Below are 19,164 nucleotides of genomic sequence, written 5' to 3' on the forward strand. Positions count from 1 at the left end.
CGAGCTTTGATCAAGGGAGTGGTGATGAGCGAAACGGTCAATCGGGCACGACGCGCCCTGAACGAGACACCCGCCGATCGACTCGTCGTCGGCATCGGGGATGTTCTGGCCCAGTCGTACGGGATCACCGAGGCGGAGCTGTACCAGGTCGACTACCGGCTCTCGAAGCTGTTGCCCCTCACCGAGGGTGATCCCATCACGGGTCCCGGGCACCCCGCCTGGCGCGCCTTCGACCATCAGTCGCCGGTGCTCGCCGACGGCACCGCCTGGCTCCCGGTCAGCGTGCGCGGCGAGCGTCGGGGCGTGCTGCGACTGGCACCGGTCCCGGACGACCCTGCCCTCCTCGGCGAGCTGGCCGACATCACCACCGCGCTCGCCCACGAGCTGGCCGCCGTCTCCGCGGGCACCGACGTCTACCGCGCCGCGCGGCGCAGCCAGCGGCTCACCCTGGCCGCCGAGATGCAGTGGGACCTGCTGCCGGGCCGCAGCCGGATCCGGCCCTCGTTCAGTCTGGCCGGGCAGTTGGAGCCGGCGTACACGGTGCGCGGCGACGGCTTCGACTGGTCCGACGACGGGCAGCGGCTCTGGTTGTCCACCATCAACGGCACCGGCGAGGGTGTCGCGGCCTCCCTGCTCACCTCACTGGCCACCCACGCGCTCCGCAACGCCCGCCGGGGCGGGCTCGGCCTGGCCGACCAGGCCGCCCTCGCCGACCAGGCCCTGTACGACGAGTACCGGGGTGAACGGCACCTGTCCGCGCTGCTGATGGAGCTGGACCTGCGCTCCGGGGTGATGACCGTGGTCGACGCCGGCTCGCCCCGCCTGGTCCTGCTGCGCGACGGAGAGGTCACCGAGCAGCCGCTGGAGGCGCAGTTCCCGCTCGGCATGTTCGAGGCGACCGACTACCACGAGCAGCGGTTTCCGCTGGAGCGCGGCGACCGGCTCTTCGTGGTCAGCGACGGGGTGGTGGACGCCACCGGGCAGGACGTGCGCTACGGCGAGACGGCGCTGGACCGGTTCCTTCGGCGGACCGGCCCGATGGAGCCGCTGGACGCCGTCCGGTCGCTGATCGGGGACCTGCGCGCGTTCGTGTCCGGTGACCTGGTCGACGACGCGGTGGTGGTCTGCCTGGACTGGACCGGCCCGCAGCCGTAGCCGGCCCGGCGTGTCGTCGGCGGGGATCACCGCCGGCCGACGGTCAGTACGCGCCGCGGCTTTTCAGCACGGCGCCGAAGGTCTTCCAGAGGATGGTGAGGTCGGCGGCGAGGGACCAGTTCTCCACGTAGTAGAGATCGAGCCGGATGCCGTCCTCCCAGCTCAGGTCGGACCGGCCACTGACCTGCCACAGACCCGTCATTCCTGGCTTGACCAGCAGCCGCCGGGCCACATCACCGTCGTAGCGGGCCACCTCGGAGGGCAGCGGCGGGCGCGGCCCGACCAGGCTCATCTGCCCCAGCAGCACGTTGACCAGCTGCGGCAGCTCGTCCAACGACCACTTCCGCAGCAGCCGGCCAACCCGGGTGACCCGGGGGTCGTCGCGCATCTTGAACATCAGACCGTCGGTCTCGTTGCGGGCGGCCAACTCACCGAGCAGTACGTCGGCGTTCACCACCATGGTGCGGAACTTGAACACGCCGAACTCCTGCCCGCCCCGGCCGACCCGGACCTGCCGGAAGAGCACCGGGCCTCGGCTGTCCAGCTTGATGGCCAGCGCGATGACCGCGATCAGGGGCAGCAGCGCCAACAGCGCCATCGATGAGACGGACCGGTCGACAAAGCCCTTCACCAGCTTCCGCGCGCCGCGGAACTCGGGCGCCTCGACGTGGATGAGTGGCAGCCCGGCGACCGGGCGGGTGTGGATCCGCGGGCCGGCCACGTCGGTCAGCGCGGGCGCCACCACCAGGTCGATACCGGTCCCCTCCAACTGCCAGCCGAGTCGGCGCAGCCGGGTGGCGGTCAGCTCACCGGAGGCGGTGACCGCGACGGTGTCCGCGCCGATCGCGGTCGCGGCCTCCGGGATGCCACGGAACGATCCCACCACCGGCACGTCACCCAGCCGCTGCGCCACCGGCGCCAGCAGCGCGTCGGGGATGCACGCGCCGACCACCTGATAGCCCGCGTACGGCTCCCGGCGCAACGTCTGCACCAGCTCCAGCACGTGCGCGGTGCCGCCGACCACCAGCACTTTCCGGGACCAGCCGGCGCCCTGCGAGCGGGCCCGGTGCAGGCGCTTGCGGGCGGCGAAGCGGACAACCTCCAGCCCGACGGTGCCCACCGCGAAGGACATGCCGAGGAAGCCTCGGGACACCCCGACGTCGGCGATGTACCCGGCGATGGCGATCGCACCGGCCAGCCGCAGGCTGGCCGTGCTGACCCGCCGGTACTCGTCCGCCCCGTAGCCGATCACCCGGTCGTCGTAGCAGCCGAGCGCCTTGAGTGAGACCAGCCAGGCCAGCACCAGCCCCGGGGCCACCAGCACGTACGGGATCTTCGAGCCGCTCGGCTCCTCGTTACCGAAGCGGGAGACGTACCCGATGAGCAGCGCGAGGATGAGGACGGTGGTGTCCAGGACCACCAGGATCCGGATGTAGGACCGTTCGTCGGCGCGCGCCACCAGCCCGGCCGGACGGCCTTCCGGCTTCGCCGACGTGCTGGCGGGGGTCAACAGTGTCGCAGCGGTCACCGGCCCTCCCACTCCGCTCAGGACGGCCTCGGCCGACGGGTCGGACCGGAGGCGGGCCGACATTGTCGGACACGTCGACATCCTGCCCCGACAACTGTGGTGACCGATTACTTCCGACGCATTGCCGTCACTTTTCTTCAGCGTTGAGGGCGAAAAAGGGCCCGCCGTACCGGATTGCGGTACGGCGGGCCCTTTTGTGCTGCGCGTCGACTCAGCGCGGCGCCGGGGGACGGAGCGCGATGGCGTTGAGGAAGATGGAGCCGATCTCGGTCGGGTCCTTGGTGACGAAGCTACCGCCACCGGTCACCTTCGTGATCGACTCCAGCTCGGTCTTGCTGACGCCCTCACCGATGCCGATCATGACGACCTGGACCGGCCGCTCCGGGTCGGCGAGCCGCTTCAGCTGGGCGAGCAGCTCGGCCTGGGAGATGCCGTTGTCGTCCTCGTTCTTGCCGTCGGTGAAGAGCACCACCGAGTTGACCCGGCCGGGCTGCCAGTCCGCCTGCACCGTCTTGTAGGCCGCGAGCATCGTGTCGTAGAGGCCGGTGTCGCCGTCGGATGGCTTGATGTTGCCGAGCGCCGCCTCCAGCTGGGCCCGCTGGCCGGAGAGCGGGCCGATGCCGACCAGCTCGCGGTAGTCCCGGTTGCCGACCAGCTTGGTGGAGAAGGTCCACAGCCCGATCGACCAGGAGTCGTCGAAGAGGCCGAGGCCGCGGCGGGCCGCGTCCACGGTGACCTCCTCCCGGCTGCGTTTGTTGGCGCTGGGCACCTCGTCCTTCATCGAGCCGGACACGTCGATGACGCAGAGCATCCGACCCGACTGGGTGGCGACCGACCAGGTGGTGACGACGCGCTGGATGGCGGCCGGGTCCAGGCCACCCGCGGCGGTGCCGCCGGTCGCCGGCGCGGTCGACGCGCCGCCGGCCGGGCTCGGTGCACCCTGCGGCGCCTTGAAGCCAGAGCCCCAGTTGCCGTCCGGTGCGCGCAGCGACTGCGCCGCGAGCCGGTTGCGGAAGGTCGGGGTGGTGAGCAGCTCGAACAGCACCCGGGCCGCGGACGCCTTGGACGGCTCCAGGCCGGGCAGCACCGCGTACGGGTAGTCCAGCGGCATCGGCGCCGGCTCCATGTAGAGCGCGGCGAGCTTGACCGGCGGCTCCTTGCTGTTGTACGCGATCACGTCTTCTTCGGACAGGGCCGCCGCGCCGAGACCACTGGCGATGGACGTCGCGTCCTTGGAGGTCGGGAAGCGGGCCAGCAGGTCGTTACGGAGCGAGGAACGGCCGGTGGCCAGCGCACGCAGCGCGCCGACGGTGTTGCGCTGGGCGTCGCCGCCAGCCGCGCTGGCGGCCGTGGTCAGCGAGAGGAGACCGGACAGGCCGGCCGCGTCCCGGGTGGGCTCGACGATCCCGGTGCGCAGCGGCTTGCTGCTGTTGACCTGCTTGAGCAGATCCGTCCAGGTGAACTTCTTGTTGGGCCAGCCGAGCCGGGTTGCCACCGGCTCGGGCATCGCGACCACGATGGGGCTGCGCGCGATGGACGCGCCGTTGGTCGGAGCGAACGCGGTCGCGTCCTTCTTCAACCGCAGCAGCCACGTCGAGGAGTCCGGCACCCAGACGTCCGGGGTGACGGCAGTGCCACTGGCCTGCCCCACGCCGGCCAGGATGACCCCGTGCTTGGCCGCCACCACGGCGGCCACGTCGACCGGGTCGGACGCTGAGACGTCCACCCGGATGCAGGTGCCGCCTACCGCGGCGCCGTCCTTCACCCACTGGGACGCGGCGGCGTCCACCGCTGGCGCGAGCTCGGCCGCGACTGCCACCGAGAGCCGGATCTCGCCCGAACAGTTGGGCTGGATCAGCTCTCGATAGCCGAACCAGACGCCGGTCGTGACGACGAGAACCGTCGCCGTCGCGGCGGCGGCGGCTAGATGAAGTTTCGAACGCATGCGATGGCGGCCTGCTGACACGGTGACCATCTTGCGTACAAGATGCCGTCCTTGCCACAACCGTTCGGACTAAAGTTACGCAGGAGAAACAGTTGATCACTGTTTAGCAACTCACAGTGATGATGCGGCCCCGTCGTGTTGCCAAACCCGCGCCGCCCTCGCATCCCGTCCATCGACGCCGAGGCTCACGGCAGCACGCAGGTCGGGCTCGGCACCAGCACGGGCTCCCCGACGGGCGCCGGGACGCCGGTGTCGGCGTTCCGCCGGAAGACCCGCACCATGTCCGCCCGCTCATCAGCGACGTAGAGGTGGTCCCCGACCAGCGCGAAGTGCCGGGGCCACTCGCCACCGGTGTCCACTTCGGCCACCAGCTCGGGCAACTCGCCGGCCAGGCTGAAGACGGCGAGGGTGCCCACCCCGCGGTTGGCGACGTAGAGGAATCGACCATCCGGGGCGACCGCCACCTCCGACGGCTGGACGTGGCCGGTCCGCTCGCTCGCCTCGACCCGACCACGCTGGTGCAGCGCGCCGTCGTCGGTCAGCTCGTACGCGACGACCGAGGCGTCCAGCTCGCCGGCGAGGTAGCAGCGCCGTCCGTCAGGGTGGCGGGCCAGGTGCCGGGGCCCGGTGCCGGGCGCCGTCCGGATCCGTGGCCTGCGTGGGACCAGCCGCCCGCTCGCGCCATCCAGGTCGTACCGGTAGACCGAGTCGGTGCCGAGGTCCACCGCGAGCAACGGCCCCCGGCCCGACCCCGGGGAGACCATGTGGGTGTGCGCCCGCTCCTGGCGCTCCGGGTCGGGGCCGTGACCCTCGTGCACCACCAGGTCAGTGCGCTCGCCGGGCGAACCCTGCGGGTCGAGCGGGAAGACCGCGACGCTGCCGCCGCCGTAGTTGGCCGCCACCAGGTGGGCGCCGTCGGGCAGCACGGCCAGGTGGCAGGGCTCGGCGCCGCCGGTCGACCGGCTGCCGAGCGGGTCCAGCGCGCCGTCCGGCCCGACCCGCCAGGCGCTGATCTCGCCGTCCGTCAGCTCGTTGACCGCGTAGAGCACCGGCTGGGTGGGATGCCGAACCAGGAAGGAGGGCGACGGGGTGACCGCCACCGTGCCGAGCGGAGTCAGCGCCCCGGTGGCCGGGTCACGGCGGGCCGCCACGATGCCGCTGCCCCGCCCGCCGCTCTGCGCCGTGTAACCCCCGATGTGGACGATCTCGCCCTGACCACTCACGTGCAACCCCTCCGCCGGCATCCTCCGTCGATCCAACCAGAGGCTGCCCGCGATGCCCGCCCGTTAACCGGCTTTCCGGCGGCGGATCGGCATCGTCGACGCCTTCGCCCACGACAGCGTCGGCGCTGCCGAACGCGGGCGGCGCCCCGCTCAGGCGGCCGGCACCGGCTCCCCGCGCTGCCGGGCAACATGCTCGACCAGGGAGATCAACACCAACTTGCCGGACTGCCGGTCCCGGGCGTCACAGAGCACCATCGGCACGTCCGGGTCCAGGTCGAGCGCCCGGCGTACGGTCTCCAGGTTGAACCGGCGCGAGTCGTCGAAGCAGTTCACGCCGACCACGAACGGGATGCCGCGCTGCTCGAAGTAGTCGATGGAGGGGAAGCAGTCGGCCAACCGCCGAGTGTCCGCGAGCACCACCGCACCGAGCGCGCCGAAGGCCAACTCGTCCCAGAGGAACCAGAACCGGTCCTGGCCCGGGGTGCCGAACAGGTAGACCTGAAGATCCTCGGTGATGGTGATCCGTCCGAAGTCCATCGCCACCGTGGTGGTCGACTTCCCCTCCACCCCGGAGACGTCATCGGTGCCGATCCCGGCACCGGTCAGCACCTCCTCGGTCTGCAACGGCCGGACCTCGCTGAGCGCGCTCACCAGCGTCGTCTTGCCTGCTCCGAAGCCTCCGGCGATGAGGATCTTCAGTGCCAGCGGGATGGTGGTGCCAGATCCCACATGGTCATAGCGCACGGAGTCCACTGACCACCGCCTTGAGGATGTCGTCGTCGGGAAGGTTGCCGGCGGCCGGCGGTTCGTGCACCGCGACCAGGCCCTGGGCGAGGAGGTCACCGAGCAGCACCCGGACCACCCCGACCGCGAGGTCCAACTCGGCCGCCAACTCGGCCACCGAAACAGGTTGACGGGCCAGCTCGACCAGCCGCCGGTGCTCCGGAAGCAGCCGCGGGTCACCCGCCGGATCGAGGTCCGACCTGGCCAGTACGAACGCGACCAGGTCGAAACCGTCGACGGCGGAGCGTACCCGGCCGCCGGTGAGTGTGTACGGGCGCACTACCGGGCCGGCGTCGCCGTCCAGCCACTCGTGCTGCGGCCCGGGCGGCTCAGCCCGCATCACCGGCACCGGCCGACGATCGGGCTGGCGCGGTGAGGTTCTCCCCCACCCGGATCACCAGCATCGCCATCTCGTACGCGACCAGCCCGATGTCCGCGTCGGCATCGCTCACCACGGCCAGGCAGGCGCCCTGCCCGGCGGCGGTGACGAAGAGGTACGCCGACTCCATCTCCACCACGGTCTGCCGGACCGGGCCGCCGTCCACGTGCCGGCTCGCGCCCCTGGCCAGGCTGGAGAAGCCGGCGGCGAGCGCGCAGAGGTGCTCAGCGTCGGAGCGCCCCAACTCGGCCGACGAGCCGAGCAGCAGCCCGTCGGCGGAGAGCACCACCGCCTCCCGGGCGGCCGGTACCCGTACAACCAACTCGTCGAGCAGCCAGTCGAGGCCGGCGCTCTGCTTCGTCGAATGCCGCACTAGGCGTCCCTCTCACTCGCGGTCAGGGGTTCGGGGGCCGCCGCCGGTCCGGGCGCGGCGGTGGGCGAGGCGGGCCCAGGGTCGGCAGCCGGACCGGTACGGGGGTCCGCGCCGACCGGGCTGGCCGGGGTCACCGGCGCGGCCGAACTCACCGGAGCCGCCGCGTCCGCCGGAGCGGCCGGGCTGACCGGAGTTGCCCGGGCCGCCGGGCTTTCCGGAGCTGCCGGGACCGCCGGGATGGCCGGGGTGATGACGGTGGCGCGGCCCCGGGCGGTGCCGGCCTGGAGGGCCGACATCACCCGGCGTACCTCCTCCGGCGATCGGGGCGTCGCTGTGTCGGCGACGGTCGACCGGGGCCGGGTGGTGGGGGTACGCCGCCGCACCCGGCGAGGCAGCCCGTCCAGCTCGTCCACCGACTCGTCAGCGGGTGGCACCCGGTCGGCGACACCGTCACCTGGCCCATCGACCGCGGCCGGCGCGGTGACCGGCGACCCGTGATCGCCCAGCTCGGTGGCGTCCGACCCGATCGCGGGAGGCACGGCCGGAGCCAGGCTGCCCAGAGCCGGGGTGCCGGTGGCTGGAGCGGACGGGGCACCGGCGGCGGACGCCGCGGTGGTCGGTCGACTGCGGCCCATCCGGGGCCGGGGCACGGCGCCCCGACGGCTGGTCCGGGTCAGCCGCCGGTCCGGGCCGGCCGGCGCGGCACCCGGTGCGGCAGGGTCGGGGCCGGCCGGAGGCTCGGCGGTGACCAGGTCGGTGGGAACCAGCGCCACGGCGGTCACCCCGCCCTCCCCGGACGGGCGTAGCCGCACCCGTACGCCGTGCCGAGCGGCCAGCCGCGCCACCACGAACAGGCCGAGCCGGGCGCTCTGCGCCGGGTCGAACTCGGGCGAGCTGGCCAGCCGGGTGTTGGCGGTCTCCAACGCGGCGGCGGACATCCCCAGCCCACGGTCGGTGATCTCCAGGGCGTAGCCGTTGGCCACCTGCTCCCCGGTCACGGTGACCCGGGTGTCCGGCGGGGAGAAGGCGGTGGCGTTCTCGATCAGCTCGGCGAGCAGGTGGATGACGTCGCCGACGGCCCGGCCCAGCACACCGGCCGGCTGTACGGAGGTGATGTCCACCCGGTCGTAGGCCTCGACCTCGGAGATCGCACCGCGGACCAGGTCGACCATCGCGACCGGGTTGCGCCAGCCCCGGCCCGGCGCGGAGCCGGCGAGGATCACCAGGTCCTCGGCGTGCCGGCGGAGCCGGGTGGCGAGGTGGTCCACCTGGAACAGCTCGGCCAGCTCGTCCGGGTCCTCGGCGCGTCGCTCCATCCGGTCCAGCAGGTGCAACTGCCGGTGCACCAGGCTCTGGCTGCGCCGGGCGATGTTGAGGAAGACCTCGTTGAGCCCACGACGCAGGGTGACCTCGTCCACCGCGGCCTGGACTGCGGTGCGCTGCACCTCGGTGAAGGCTCGCCCGACCTCGCCGATCTCGTCGTGGCCGTACTCCAGTGGGGGTGCCTCCCGGGCGACGTCGACCTGCTCGCCTCGGCGCAGCCGGGTCACCACGTCCGGGAGCCGGTGCTCGGCCAACTCCAGGGCGGCGGTGCGGACCCCGCTGAGCCGTCGGACCAGTGTGCGGCCGACCCGCACCGCCACCAGCACCGAGACCACCACGGCGACGAGCCCGAGCACCCCGGCGGCGGCCAGGCGGATCAGGATCCGGACCGCCATCGGCACCGAGCGGTCGGTGAGCCCGTCGGCCTCGGCCAGCTCGAAGTCACGCAACTGCTGCTGCACCGCGTCGTGGCTGGCCTGCCAGCTCGCCGCGTCCACCTGCGGCCGGCTGGACCGGTCGGCCACGACCAGCGCGTCCTGCATGGTGCGCAGCTGGGTGAACGCCTCGCTCTCGGTCAACCGCTGGTACGCGGCCCGGCCGGCCTCGGGCAGGTCGGCCACCGCGCTCTCGGTGAGCCACCGCTGGTTGCCGATGGCCTGCACGAGCTGGGTGTGCTCCCCCTCGGCGTACCGGCCGGCGGTCAGCGCGCCGGCCAGCAGGGCGTCGGTCTGGCCGAGCAGCTCGCGGGAGCGGCCCAGCGCGGTGAGCGCCAACGCCTGCCGGTTGAGGTCGGGGTCGGCCAGGGTCGCCATGCCGGCGAACGCCTGGAAGGCCGAGGAGATCATGCCGCTGTAGAGGCCTATCGCGCCGGCCCGGTCCACCTTGCGGTCGTCGATGAAGTCCCGGCCGGCCGGCAGCGCCGCCAGCGCGGTGACCAGCTGGTCGACCCGGGTGTCGAGCAGGTCGTTGGCGGCGTCGCGCAGCTCCTCCCCGTCGACCCGGCGGCGCAGCTCGGTGACCGCCCGATCGGTGCGCTGCCGTTGCTCGGTCAGCGCGGGCAGCTCGGTGGTGCCGGCGAGTTGGACCACCGAGAGCCGGCGTTCCCGTTGCAGCTCGGTGACCACGACTTCACCGGGGCGACCCAGGTCGTACAGCAGGGTCCGGGCGGAGAGCAGGTTCAGGGCGGGACCGAAGGTCAGCGTGGTCGCGAAGATCCATAACGCCAGTAGTGCGGTGACCGGCGCGACGACCAGCGCGGTCAACTTCGAACGGATCGGCCAGTCGCGGGTTCTCATCAGACCTCGCCCGTGCAGGGGTGGCAGGAGGGGCGCCGGCACCGCCGGGCAACGCGCCGGCCGGCTGCGCCCGGCCATGACGCCGGGCACCGGCGCGGGCGCCTTGGGCAGGATACGTAATCGCGGGCCGTTGCACTACCGCCTGTCGCGCCGAGATCGACGCTCCGGAATGCACCCCGAGCGGTACGGCGAGCGCCCCGCCGGCGGACCGGCGGGGCGCTCGTGGTGGTGCGGTACGGGTCAGGCGTTGGCGGAGATGCCGAGCCCTTCGGCGACCCGACGGCCGTAGTTCTCGTCGCACTGGCTGAAGTGCCAGACCATCTTCTCCTGGATGTGCTTGTCGCACTGAGCCAGCAGCGTGGTCAGGTTGAGAATCAGGTCGTCGCGCTCCCAGTCCGCCATCTCGCGGAAGCGGCGGCCCGCCTGGGAGTAGTTGTTCTGCCGCTCGATCGGGGCCTTCATGACCTGCCCGGAGACGAACGGCCGGTACTCCCGGTAGGACTCGTCGGCCTCCTGGAGGCCGGCGACCGAGGACGGCTCGAAGTTGATGTGCGGGTTGCCGCCCCGGTTGTCCACCCCGTACGACATCTGGCCGCCACCCTGGTTGGTGCTGACCTGGACGTCCTCGCGCGGCCGGTTCACCGGCAGCTGGAGGTAGTTCGGGCCGACCCGGTAGCGCTGGGTGTCCGAGTAGGAGAAGGTCCGGCCGACCAGCATCTTGTCGTCGGAGAAGTCGATGCCGTCGACCAGCACGCCGGTGCCGAAGGCGATCTGCTCGTTCTCGTTGTGGTGGTCGGTGATGTTGCGGTTGAGCGTCATCATGCCGACCGGCAGGTAGGGGAACTGCTCCTCCGGCCAGATCTTGGTGTCGTCGAGCGGGTCGAAGTCCAGCTCCGGGTGCTCGTCGTCGCTCATGACCTGCACGTTGAGCTCCCACTGCGGGTACTCGCCGCTCTCGATGGCGTCGTAGAGGTCCTTGGAGGCGTGGCCCAGCTCGGTGGCCTGGATCGCGTCCGCCTCGGCCTGGGTCAGGTTGTGCTCGCCCTGCTGGGTGATCCAGTGGAACTTGACCAGCACGCCCTCGCCCTGGGCGTTGACGAGACGGTAGGTGTTCACCCCGGAGCCGCGCATGGTGCGGTAGTTCTTCGGGATTCCGTACGGGGAGAAGAGCCAGGTCAGCATGTGCATCGACTCCGGCGTGTTCGACATGAAGTCGAAGATCCGGTTCGGCTCCTGGCGGAAGGTCACCGGGTCCGGCTTCAGCGAGTGGATCACGTCGGGGAACTTGATCGCGTCGCGGATGAAGAAGACCTGGAGGTTGTTGCCCACCACGTCCCAGTTGCCGTCCTCGGTGCGGAACTTGACCGCGAAGCCGCGCGGGTCGCGGGCGGCCTCGGAGGAGTCCCGGCCGCCGATGACGGTGGAGAACCGGATGGTGACCGGGGTCTTCTTGCCCTTGGTCTGGAACAGCTTGGCGCGGGTGTACTTCGCCGCCGGTTCGTCACCGATCGTCCCGTACGCCTCGAAATCGCCGTGTGCGACGAAACCGCGCGCGTGCACGACCCGCTCCGGGATCCGCTCCCGGTCGAAGTGGCTGATCTTCTCCAGGAAGTGGTAGTTCTCCAGCGTCGCGGGGCCGCGCGAGCCGACCGTCCGCTGCTGCTGGTTGTTGTTGACAGGGTGACCCTGCCGGGTGGTGAGGATCGGCTTGTTGGCCTGGTCGCTCATCGCTCTCCTCCAGGTGGCTGGTGCGGCGTTTCTGATCGGTGCTGGGACTGACAGTCGGGGCAGCGGCCCCAGTAGGTGACCTCGGTGTAGCCGACCTCGAACGCGGCGGCTCCCGGGTCCAGGCAGGGCCCGGGGGCGGCGCTCCGGCCGGTGTCGACGATCGCCCCACATTCCCGGCAGACGAGGTGGTCGTGGTCGTCCCCGCCCACCTCGTACCGGGCCGGCCCGCCGGCCGGGGTGAACCGGCGCAGCAGACCCGCGTCGGTCAGTGCGTGCAGGACGTCGTAGACCGCCTGGCCGGAGACCCGGTCGAGGCGGACCCGGGTCCGCCGGGTGATCGTGTCGGCATCCAGGTGCGGCCGCTCACGCACCGTCGCGAGCACCGCGAGGCGAGGCTGCGTGACCCGCAGCCCAGCGGCCCGCAGGCGTTCGACGTCGGTTCCGAGCGGCATCACACCACCCAAGCTCGTTTTCTGGAATGAGTCAAGTTTTAGTCGGGTGCGGCACTGTGTGCCTCGTCATCGCCGGGAGGAATCCCGACATCGGACGCGGGCCGGCAAGGAAAGTGCCCCGGATGGGGATTGGCGATCAGTACGCGGAGGGAATACCGGGTAACGAAGGAGGAGCCCATGTCGCCCACGCAGATAATCGTCATCGTGCTCGTCGTGCTGGTGATCGCGGCGCTGGCCGTGGCCGCCCGGTCGCTCATCCGGCGCCGCGAGCTGCGCAGCCGGTTCGGGCCGGAGTACGACCGGGTGGTTGCCGAGCAGGACAGCCGGTCTGCCGCGGAGCGCGAACTGCGCGACCGGGAACGCCGGCACGCCGATCTCGCGCTCACCCCGCTCAGCCCGGAGTCCCGGGCCCGCTACGCCGCCGCCTGGGAGGAGCTCCAGGTCCGCTTCATCGACTCGCCGAGCGAGACCGTGGGTGACGCGGATGAACTGGTCACCCGGCTCATCGAGGAGCAGGGCTACCCGACCGGGGACTTCTCCGACCAGACCGCCCACCTCTCCGTCGACCACGCCCGCACGCTGGCCAACTACCGGGACGCGCACGAGATCCACCTGCGCAACTCCCGGGGCGAGGCCAGCACCGAGGAGCTGCGCCAGGCGGTCGTGCACTACCGGGCACTCTTCGCCGACCTGCTCGGCGAGGAGCCGGTCGGCCACCATCCGCCCGAGCAGCGCCATCCGGACACCCCGCACGACGCCACGAGCCGCTGAGGAGACCACCGATGCGCCAGGAAGAGCAGCAGGTGAGCAACGACCACCCGGAGGCCGTCCGGTCCGCGCCGGTCCCGGTGCCGCCGGCCGGTGACCGGGCCGGCCGCTCGGACATACCCGAGGACGCCCTGGACGACCGGGGCACGTTCGACGACCCGTCCGTCGCCGACGAGCGGGCCGACGGGTCCCGGCGCGACCGGCCGGACGACCGGTCCGCCGACCCGGACGACCGGTCCGCCGACGAGGGCGGGTTCCACGAGCCGGGGCCGCTGCCGACCACGTTCGGCGCCACCACGGTGGCCGACGCGGTGGCGGCTTCCGCGCTGGCCAGCCCGCGCCCGCAGGACAAGCCGGACCCCCGGGGCGAGCGGACCGCCCAGCCGGGCGACGGTGCCGAGGACGGCGAACGCGAGGGTCTGCGCGCCGACCCCACGGCCGAGCTGCACCGCCGAAACACCGACGCGGACGAGGACGCGGACACCGACGACGACTGGCGGGCCGACGCGGACACCTCGCGGACCGTCGTACCGCCGGGAAGCACGGACGGTGCGCCCGAGCGGCGCAGCGATCTGACCGCGGCCGGTGGCGATCCGGACGCGGCCGCCTACGGCAGCGCGACGCCGGAGATGGTCGACCCGGACGCGGTCTCGCCGGACGCCGACCCGGTGCTCGCCGGACGTGGCGCCGGCACCTCGCTGGAGTCCGCTGGGACGTCGCGACCGGCCGGCTCGACCGTGGCGGCCGAGGCGGCCGCGCTCCTCGACGCGGACACGGCACAGGCGTTCCGGGACCGCTGGCGGGACGTGCAGCTGCGCTTCGTGGACGATCCGCAGGCCGCGGCCGCCGAGGCGCAGGCGCTGGTGGAGGAGGCCATCCAGGCACTCGCCTCGGCGCTGGCCGCGCAGAAGACCACCCTGGGCGGATGGCAGGACGCCGGCTCGGCGGACACCGAGCACCTGCGGGTGGCGGTGCGCCGCTACCGGGACTTCCTGGACCGCGTGCTGGGTCGCTGAGCGACGACAAACCACGGGCGCCCCGGCCGACCGGCCGGGGCGCCCGCGCACATCCGTCAAAGCGCCCACGGCACCCTCCGGGCGGGCGAAGCCGGGTGGGACAAGGCCCAGGGCCTCCGGATCAACCTGTGGGCCGGCCTGGTGATGCTCGTCTTCGGCCTGCTCATGCTGCTCTGGCAGCGGCTGCGCCCGGCGGAACCACCCGCCCCCAACGAGGAGGAGCCCGGTCGCTGACCATCGGCCGCGCACCGGTGTACGCCGGTGTCGGGGGCGCGGGGCATGAGCGCGGCCCGAGGGGGTACGCGAGGGGGATCAGGCAACGTGTCGGACACAGGAGGCAGCACCATGACCGATCGCGATCGCCGACCGCCGCTGGAGGACAGCCCGGAGGTGGCCTCTGCGGTGGACGATGACAGCACCGTCCCGGAGCTGCGGACCGGCGGCGGCCCCGACCGGGACACCCCGGCCTTCGCCGAGCCCCGCGACCGGCCGGACGACCTCGCGCCGGACACCGACGACCTGATCGGCGACCCGTACGCGGCGGGCACCGGAGCGACCGGGACGGGTACCGGCGCCGGCGGGGACAACATCCGGACCGGGGCGGAGCAACCCTGGGAGCCGGAGGATCTGGTGATGGCCCGCGGGCAGGACCTCACCCCGGAGAACCTGGACAAGGCCCGCCGCGATCTGGCCGAGCAGGGTCGGGCGGCGATCGAACGCACCGTGCCCTGATCCCGGCGCACGAGGGCGGGTCCCCGGCCCGACCACAACGGTCGGACCGGGGACCCGGGGGGAACCTGCCGCCGGCAGTGCCTCACCTACTGCCGGCGGCGGGTGGGTGCGGGAGCGAGCCGGTCAGAGCGCCGGGTACGCGTTGCGCATCAACTCCTGGAACTGGGCGGAGAACCAGGCACCGGAGATCGGCGCGTTCGGCAGGGCACCCGTCGCGCTGTTGCCGTTGCGGGGGTTGCCGCCGTAGGTCGGGTCGCACATCCGGTCGAAGCCCTTGCCCTCGTCGTTCGGGATCAGCTCGCTGGAGCCGTCCGACTCGCCCGGAGGCTTCACCCAGACGTACGCGTCGATGCCGGACTCCGGCGCCGACCGGGGCCGCTCGCCGAGGCCCGCACCGGACTGGTTGCACCAGTTGCCGGCGTGGATCCGGCGGTCGATCCGACCCCCGTTGACGTAGGTGTCCACGCTGGTCGTCGCGCCCGGTCCGGTGGGCCGCGCGGAGCCGCCCCAGCCGTTGCGGGAAGTGTCGATCAGCATGCCGATGTTGGCGTCGAAGCCGACCTGGACCAGCTTCTGCCGGAACGCCTGGGCGAAGGACAGCTCGTCAACGTAGAAGTTCCAGTCGACCCACTTGGACTGCCGCACCGACTGGCCGTTGACCGAGTCGGTGATCTTGACGTACGGCTCGCGGAGAGCCGAGTAGTTGGCCGTGTTGACGATGAAGCCGTGCACGTTCGCCACCGTGCTGCCGGAGGCGACCGCGGCGCTCTTGAGCATGTCGGCGGTCGGGCCGAAGTTGCTGTCCCAGCCGATCCAGCCGTGGTGCGCGGCGTCGATGTAGTTGTAGACGTTGCCGAGCGCGCCCAGCTTCGTCAGGGCGTAGCCGACGCCGTTGACGTACGCGCCGTTGGCCTTGACCGTGTCGCACATGGCCGTACCGCCCGGCTGTCCCGAGGTGTTGGTCACCAGGTTCGGCAGCGAGTCGATCTCAATGATGTTGATGATGCGTAGGTTCCGGTACTTCGGGTCGGCCTGGATCGCGGCGATCGGGTCGATGTACTCGGCCTTGTAGCGGGGCAGGTCGTTCGGGCCCAGCTCACCGTTGGAGGCGAGCGCGGCGCAGTCCCGGCCGGGCAGGTTGTAGATCACGAACTGGATGTAGCCGGCGCCCTGGCGCAGCGCCTCCTCCAGGTGGTCCCGTACCCCGAAAGCGCCGTTGGAGCTGCTGTCCGGGGTGCCGTTGATGGCGGCGATCCGGTCCAGCCAGACGGCGGTCGGGTTGTTGGAGATCCGGCTGCCACCCGCCTCGGCGTCCGCCTTGGCCTTCCACTCCGGGTTCACGTACCCCCGCGCCCCGGCGTACGGGTTGTCCACCTTGCTGCCGGCGGGCGGCGGCGTGGTCGGCGGCGGGGTGGTCGGGGGTGGCGTGGTCGGCGGCGGGGTGGTTGGGGGCGGCGTGGTGCCGCCGTTGCAGGTCACCCCGTTGAGGGTGAACGACGTCGGCTTGGGGTTGCTGCCACTCCACGCGCCGTTGAAGCCGAGGCTGATCGAGGCACCGGTGGCGAGGCTGCCGTTGTAGGACAGGTTGCGTGCGGTGACCTGGCTGCCGGACTGGGTGAACTCGGCCGACCAGCCCTGCTGAACCCGCTGGCCCGCGTTCGGGAAGGTCCAGCCGAGGGTCCAGCCGTTGACCGGGTCGCCGAGGTTCTTGAGGGTGATGCTCGCGGTGAAGCCACCGGGCCAGTCGTTCGTCGTGTAAGCGACGTCGCACTGCGTCGCGGCGTGCGCGACGGTGACCGGAATGGTCACCAACCCGCCGGCGACCAGGACGCCCGCGCCGGCGAGCGCGAGGGCCCGGCGTTGGCCGGACAGCCTTCTCCACACATTCATGCCACTGATCTCCTTGGGCGAGACCGGGCTCGCGTACGGCCCGGCGAGACGGCCCGGTGGGCGTCCTGGACGGACGGCCGCCGGCGCCAAACGGGATTCTTCGGGGGTGCCCGACCCGGACGGGCGTGGTGGTGGTGGTGAACGACCGGCACGCGGCCGGGCGGTCAATCGGCGGCGGGATGTCGTCCGGTGGACCGGATGCCCTCGACTCCCTGCCTGCGCGGTGTGGCTCCCCGAACCGCGTGCGCCGATTCTTGCATGGGAGCGCTTCCATGGCAATGGCTCGATGCGTTCCCATGGTGAGGCCCGTGACCCGAGTCGGACGATACCGCCGAGCCGGGCCCGAGCGGCACGAGCGGCACCGTGCTCACCCCTACCGGATGAGCACGACGGGCAGGGCACAGCGAGCGCGGAACAGCGCGGGCCGCTCGCAACGGCGTGCCGCGCCTGAGACGGCACTCACTGCGGCGAAAGCCGCGCAGTGCCTCCTTTGCCACCTACCAACAGCAACCGCCAAAACACGAATCTTTCGCTTCAAAGGTCATGAAACGGTCTAACGTCGGTCGTAGCTCGGTTGTCGCCGGGCTCAGGACAACAGGGATGGAGTGACGCAGGTCATGGCTAAGAAGATGCTCGGGAAGGTCGTTGCGGGCGCCGCGCTCGGGAGCGCGTCGCTGCTGGTGTTCGCGCCGGGGATCGCGTTCGCTGACGGTCACCACGACGACGGCAAGGACCGTGACGGCAAGGTGTTCGCCAAGCCGCACGTGGTCAAGGCCGGCGACGAGGTCAAGCTCCTCGAGATCTGCTCGGAGCGACAGGAGCACGCGTTCGTGTGGTCCAAGGTCACCGGCAAGGTCAAGCTCAAGCCGGTGCACGACGAGCACGGCAAGGACGACAAGGACGACAAGGACGAGCACGGCAAGGACGAGCACGGCAAGGACGACAGGGACAAGGACCACGAGGGCAAGGACGAGCACGGCAAGGACGACAAGGACAAGGACAAGGACGAGCACGGCAAGGACGACAAGGGCAAGGACCACGACGGCAAGGACGAGAACGGCAAGGACGACAAGGACAAGGACAAGGACGAGCACGGCAAGGACGAGAACGGCACGGGCAAGCCGCAGCCGCCCAACGGCGAGCGCTACGGCCAGGGCGGCGGCGCTGCCGCCGACGAGGGCAGCAAGGACTGGAAGGGCGAGGAGCACGGCCAGGACGCGGAGGACAGCCGCGACAAGAAGGACTGGGAGTCCAAGGACGAGGACAAGAAGGACCGGGACTCCAAGGACCACGACAAGAAGGACTGGGACTCCAAGGACCAGGACAAGAAGGACTGGGAGTCCAAGGACGAAGACAAGAAGGACCGGGACTCCAAGGACCACGACAAGAAGGACCGGGACTCCAAGGACCACGACAAGAAGGACTGGGAGTCCAAGGACGAAGACAAGAAGGACCGGGACTCCAAGGACCACGACAAGAAGGACTGGGACTCCAAGGACGAAGACAAGAAGGACCGGGACTCCAAGGACCACGACAAGAAGGACTGGGAGCACAAGAAGGACTTCGTCTACTACGGCGAGGCCAAGGTCGACAAGGACGCCCGTCCGGGTCGCCACGAGCTCAAGGGCTCGTGCGGCGAGGGTGAGCTCGTCGTCCTGCCCCGCGGCGGGGTCGACGGTGGTGACGGTGGCGCCAGCACCGGCACCGACCGTGGCCTGGCTACCGGTGGGGCGAGCCTGCTCGGCGCTGCCGCGCTGGGCGGGATCGTGCTGATGCGTCGTCGGCGGACCGATGGTTCGCTCGTCTGACATGACGACGACACGGGCCGGCGGCCGTCACGGGAAACCGTGGCGCGCCGCCGGCGCGGCCGTCGCCGTCGTCACCCTGGCCATGATCGGCGCCGGCATGATCGGTGCCTCCCTGAAGACCACGCCCGCACCCCGCCCGCCGCAGCCACTGGCCCAGGCCGGTCCCGAGGTCACCGGGCCGACGGTCACCGCCACCGGCGTCCCTCCCGTCGACGGGGAATCCGTCGCGCAGGCAGACGCTCCGGCCGGACTGGCCCGCTCCGCAGCGACGACGATCGAGATCCCCCGGATCGGCGTCAACGCGACGATCATGTCGCTGGGCACCAACCCGGACGGCACCGTCCAGGTCCCTCCGCTGAGCAAGGCCGATCAGGCCGGCTGGTACGAGCCGGGCGTGAGCCCCGGCGAGACCGGTAACGCGGTCATCGTCGGGCACGTGGACTCGGCGAAGCTCGGCCCGGCCGTCTTCTTCGACCTCGGCTCCCTCGTCCCGGGCGACAGGATCACCGTGGGGCGGGCGGACGGAAAACCGGTCGCCTTCCGGGTCGACTCGGTGAAGTCGTACCCGAAGACGTCCTTCCCCAACGAGCTGGTCTATGGGCCGAACGACCGGGCCGGTCTGCGCGTGGTGACCTGCGGCGGTCAGTTCGACGAGACCGTCAAGAGCTACCCGGACAACGTGGTCGTCTTCGCCACCCTGGTGGAATGACCAGCCAACACCAACGCGGTCCGGCCGGTTGGGGTTACCCGACCGGCCGGACCGCGT

General features: G+C 71.5%; 16 protein-coding genes. 6 read left to right on the forward strand and 10 right to left on the reverse strand.

Annotated features, from left to right (window positions below; genetic code table 11):
• The first annotated feature begins 24 nt into the window (after window positions 1-24).
• Window positions 25-1,155, forward strand: a complete 1,131-nt coding sequence (locus ABZV00_RS22650; RefSeq protein WP_355609361.1) for a PP2C family protein-serine/threonine phosphatase — start codon at window positions 25-27, stop codon at window positions 1,153-1,155.
• A gap of 43 nt (window positions 1,156-1,198) precedes the next feature.
• On the opposite strand, the gene ABZV00_RS22655 is transcribed toward ABZV00_RS22650, so the two are convergent.
• From ABZV00_RS22655 to ABZV00_RS22695, 9 genes are all read right to left on the reverse strand, one after another.
• Window positions 1,199-2,683, reverse strand: a complete 1,485-nt coding sequence (locus ABZV00_RS22655; RefSeq protein ID WP_355609364.1) for a sugar transferase — start codon at window positions 2,681-2,683, stop codon at window positions 1,199-1,201.
• Between the two features lie 211 nt (window positions 2,684-2,894).
• Complete coding sequence (locus tag ABZV00_RS22660) at window positions 2,895-4,649, reverse strand: substrate-binding domain-containing protein (protein ID WP_355609367.1); 1,755 nt, start codon at window positions 4,647-4,649, stop codon at window positions 2,895-2,897.
• 164 nt (window positions 4,650-4,813) lie between these two features.
• Entirely contained in the window at window positions 4,814-5,851 is a 1,038-nt protein-coding gene (locus ABZV00_RS22665; protein WP_355609370.1) for a lactonase family protein, read from the reverse strand.
• Window positions 5,852-6,001: 150 nt separating this feature from the next.
• Window positions 6,002-6,604 (reverse strand): ATP/GTP-binding protein, encoded by a 603-nt coding sequence (locus tag ABZV00_RS22670; protein ID WP_355609373.1) that lies wholly within the window; start codon window positions 6,602-6,604, stop codon window positions 6,002-6,004.
• Entirely contained in the window at window positions 6,585-6,974 is a 390-nt protein-coding gene (locus ABZV00_RS22675) for a DUF742 domain-containing protein (protein WP_355609375.1), read from the reverse strand. Before ABZV00_RS22675 ends, ABZV00_RS22670 begins: the two co-directional genes overlap by 20 nt.
• Window positions 6,964-7,386, reverse strand: coding sequence for a roadblock/LC7 domain-containing protein (locus ABZV00_RS22680; RefSeq protein ID WP_355609378.1), 423 nt, complete (start codon window positions 7,384-7,386; stop codon window positions 6,964-6,966). The genes ABZV00_RS22675 and ABZV00_RS22680 overlap by 11 nt, the downstream gene beginning before the upstream one ends.
• Window positions 7,386-10,004, reverse strand: coding sequence for a nitrate- and nitrite sensing domain-containing protein (locus tag ABZV00_RS22685; protein ID WP_355609381.1), 2,619 nt, complete (start codon window positions 10,002-10,004; stop codon window positions 7,386-7,388). The genes ABZV00_RS22680 and ABZV00_RS22685 overlap by 1 nt, the downstream gene beginning before the upstream one ends.
• A 240-nt stretch (window positions 10,005-10,244) precedes the next feature.
• Window positions 10,245-11,732 (reverse strand): catalase, encoded by a 1,488-nt coding sequence (locus ABZV00_RS22690; RefSeq protein WP_355609384.1) that lies wholly within the window; start codon window positions 11,730-11,732, stop codon window positions 10,245-10,247.
• Window positions 11,729-12,184: a Fur family transcriptional regulator gene (locus tag ABZV00_RS22695; protein WP_355609387.1), complete on the reverse strand. Its 456-nt coding sequence runs from the start codon at window positions 12,182-12,184 to the stop codon at window positions 11,729-11,731. Before ABZV00_RS22695 ends, ABZV00_RS22690 begins: the two co-directional genes overlap by 4 nt.
• A gap of 177 nt (window positions 12,185-12,361) precedes the next feature.
• Between ABZV00_RS22695 and ABZV00_RS22700 the strand changes: the two genes are divergently transcribed.
• The 3 genes from ABZV00_RS22700 to ABZV00_RS22710 all read left to right on the forward strand — a co-directional run bounded on the left by ABZV00_RS22700 (window position 12,362) and on the right by ABZV00_RS22710 (window position 14,700).
• Window positions 12,362-12,955, forward strand: a complete 594-nt coding sequence (locus tag ABZV00_RS22700; RefSeq protein WP_355609390.1) for a hypothetical protein — start codon at window positions 12,362-12,364, stop codon at window positions 12,953-12,955.
• An 11-nt stretch (window positions 12,956-12,966) separates the two neighbouring features.
• Window positions 12,967-13,968: a hypothetical protein gene (locus tag ABZV00_RS22705; protein ID WP_328419757.1), complete on the forward strand. Its 1,002-nt coding sequence runs from the start codon at window positions 12,967-12,969 to the stop codon at window positions 13,966-13,968.
• Window positions 13,969-14,313: 345 nt separating this feature from the next.
• Complete coding sequence (locus ABZV00_RS22710) at window positions 14,314-14,700, forward strand: hypothetical protein (protein ID WP_328419762.1); 387 nt, start codon at window positions 14,314-14,316, stop codon at window positions 14,698-14,700.
• A gap of 123 nt (window positions 14,701-14,823) precedes the next feature.
• Here ABZV00_RS22710 and ABZV00_RS22715 read toward each other — a convergent pair whose 3' ends face one another.
• Complete coding sequence (locus ABZV00_RS22715; RefSeq protein ID WP_355609394.1) at window positions 14,824-16,590, reverse strand: glycoside hydrolase family 6 protein; 1,767 nt, start codon at window positions 16,588-16,590, stop codon at window positions 14,824-14,826.
• Between the two features lie 617 nt (window positions 16,591-17,207).
• Between ABZV00_RS22715 and ABZV00_RS22720 the strand changes: the two genes are divergently transcribed.
• Window positions 17,208-18,398, forward strand: coding sequence for a hypothetical protein (locus tag ABZV00_RS22720; protein ID WP_355609397.1), 1,191 nt, complete (start codon window positions 17,208-17,210; stop codon window positions 18,396-18,398).
• A 1-nt stretch (window position 18,399) separates the two neighbouring features.
• Window positions 18,400-19,107, forward strand: a complete 708-nt coding sequence (locus ABZV00_RS22725) for a class F sortase (RefSeq protein WP_355609400.1) — start codon at window positions 18,400-18,402, stop codon at window positions 19,105-19,107.
• Window positions 19,108-19,164: the final 57 nt, after the last annotated feature.

The organism is Micromonospora sp. NPDC005173 (assembly GCF_040608515.1).
Classification (GTDB): domain Bacteria; phylum Actinomycetota; class Actinomycetes; order Mycobacteriales; family Micromonosporaceae; genus Micromonospora.

Coding starts and splice junctions, on each gene's coding strand:
- ABZV00_RS22650 (WP_355609361.1), top strand. CDS start 25: ATGAGCGAAACGGTCAATCGGGCACGACGCGCCCTGAACGAGACACCC.
- ABZV00_RS22675 (WP_355609375.1), bottom strand. CDS start 6,974: ATGCGGGCTGAGCCGCCCGGGCCGCAGCACGAGTGGCTGGACGGCGAC.
- ABZV00_RS22685 (WP_355609381.1), bottom strand. CDS start 10,004: ATGAGAACCCGCGACTGGCCGATCCGTTCGAAGTTGACCGCGCTGGTC.
- ABZV00_RS22690 (WP_355609384.1), bottom strand. CDS start 11,732: ATGAGCGACCAGGCCAACAAGCCGATCCTCACCACCCGGCAGGGTCAC.
- ABZV00_RS22695 (WP_355609387.1), bottom strand. CDS start 12,184: ATGCCGCTCGGAACCGACGTCGAACGCCTGCGGGCCGCTGGGCTGCGG.
- ABZV00_RS22700 (WP_355609390.1), top strand. CDS start 12,362: ATGTCGCCCACGCAGATAATCGTCATCGTGCTCGTCGTGCTGGTGATC.
- ABZV00_RS22705 (WP_328419757.1), top strand. CDS start 12,967: ATGCGCCAGGAAGAGCAGCAGGTGAGCAACGACCACCCGGAGGCCGTC.
- ABZV00_RS22710 (WP_328419762.1), top strand. CDS start 14,314: ATGACCGATCGCGATCGCCGACCGCCGCTGGAGGACAGCCCGGAGGTG.
- ABZV00_RS22715 (WP_355609394.1), bottom strand. CDS start 16,590: ATGAATGTGTGGAGAAGGCTGTCCGGCCAACGCCGGGCCCTCGCGCTC.
- ABZV00_RS22720 (WP_355609397.1), top strand. CDS start 17,208: ATGGCTAAGAAGATGCTCGGGAAGGTCGTTGCGGGCGCCGCGCTCGGG.
- ABZV00_RS22725 (WP_355609400.1), top strand. CDS start 18,400: ATGACGACGACACGGGCCGGCGGCCGTCACGGGAAACCGTGGCGCGCC.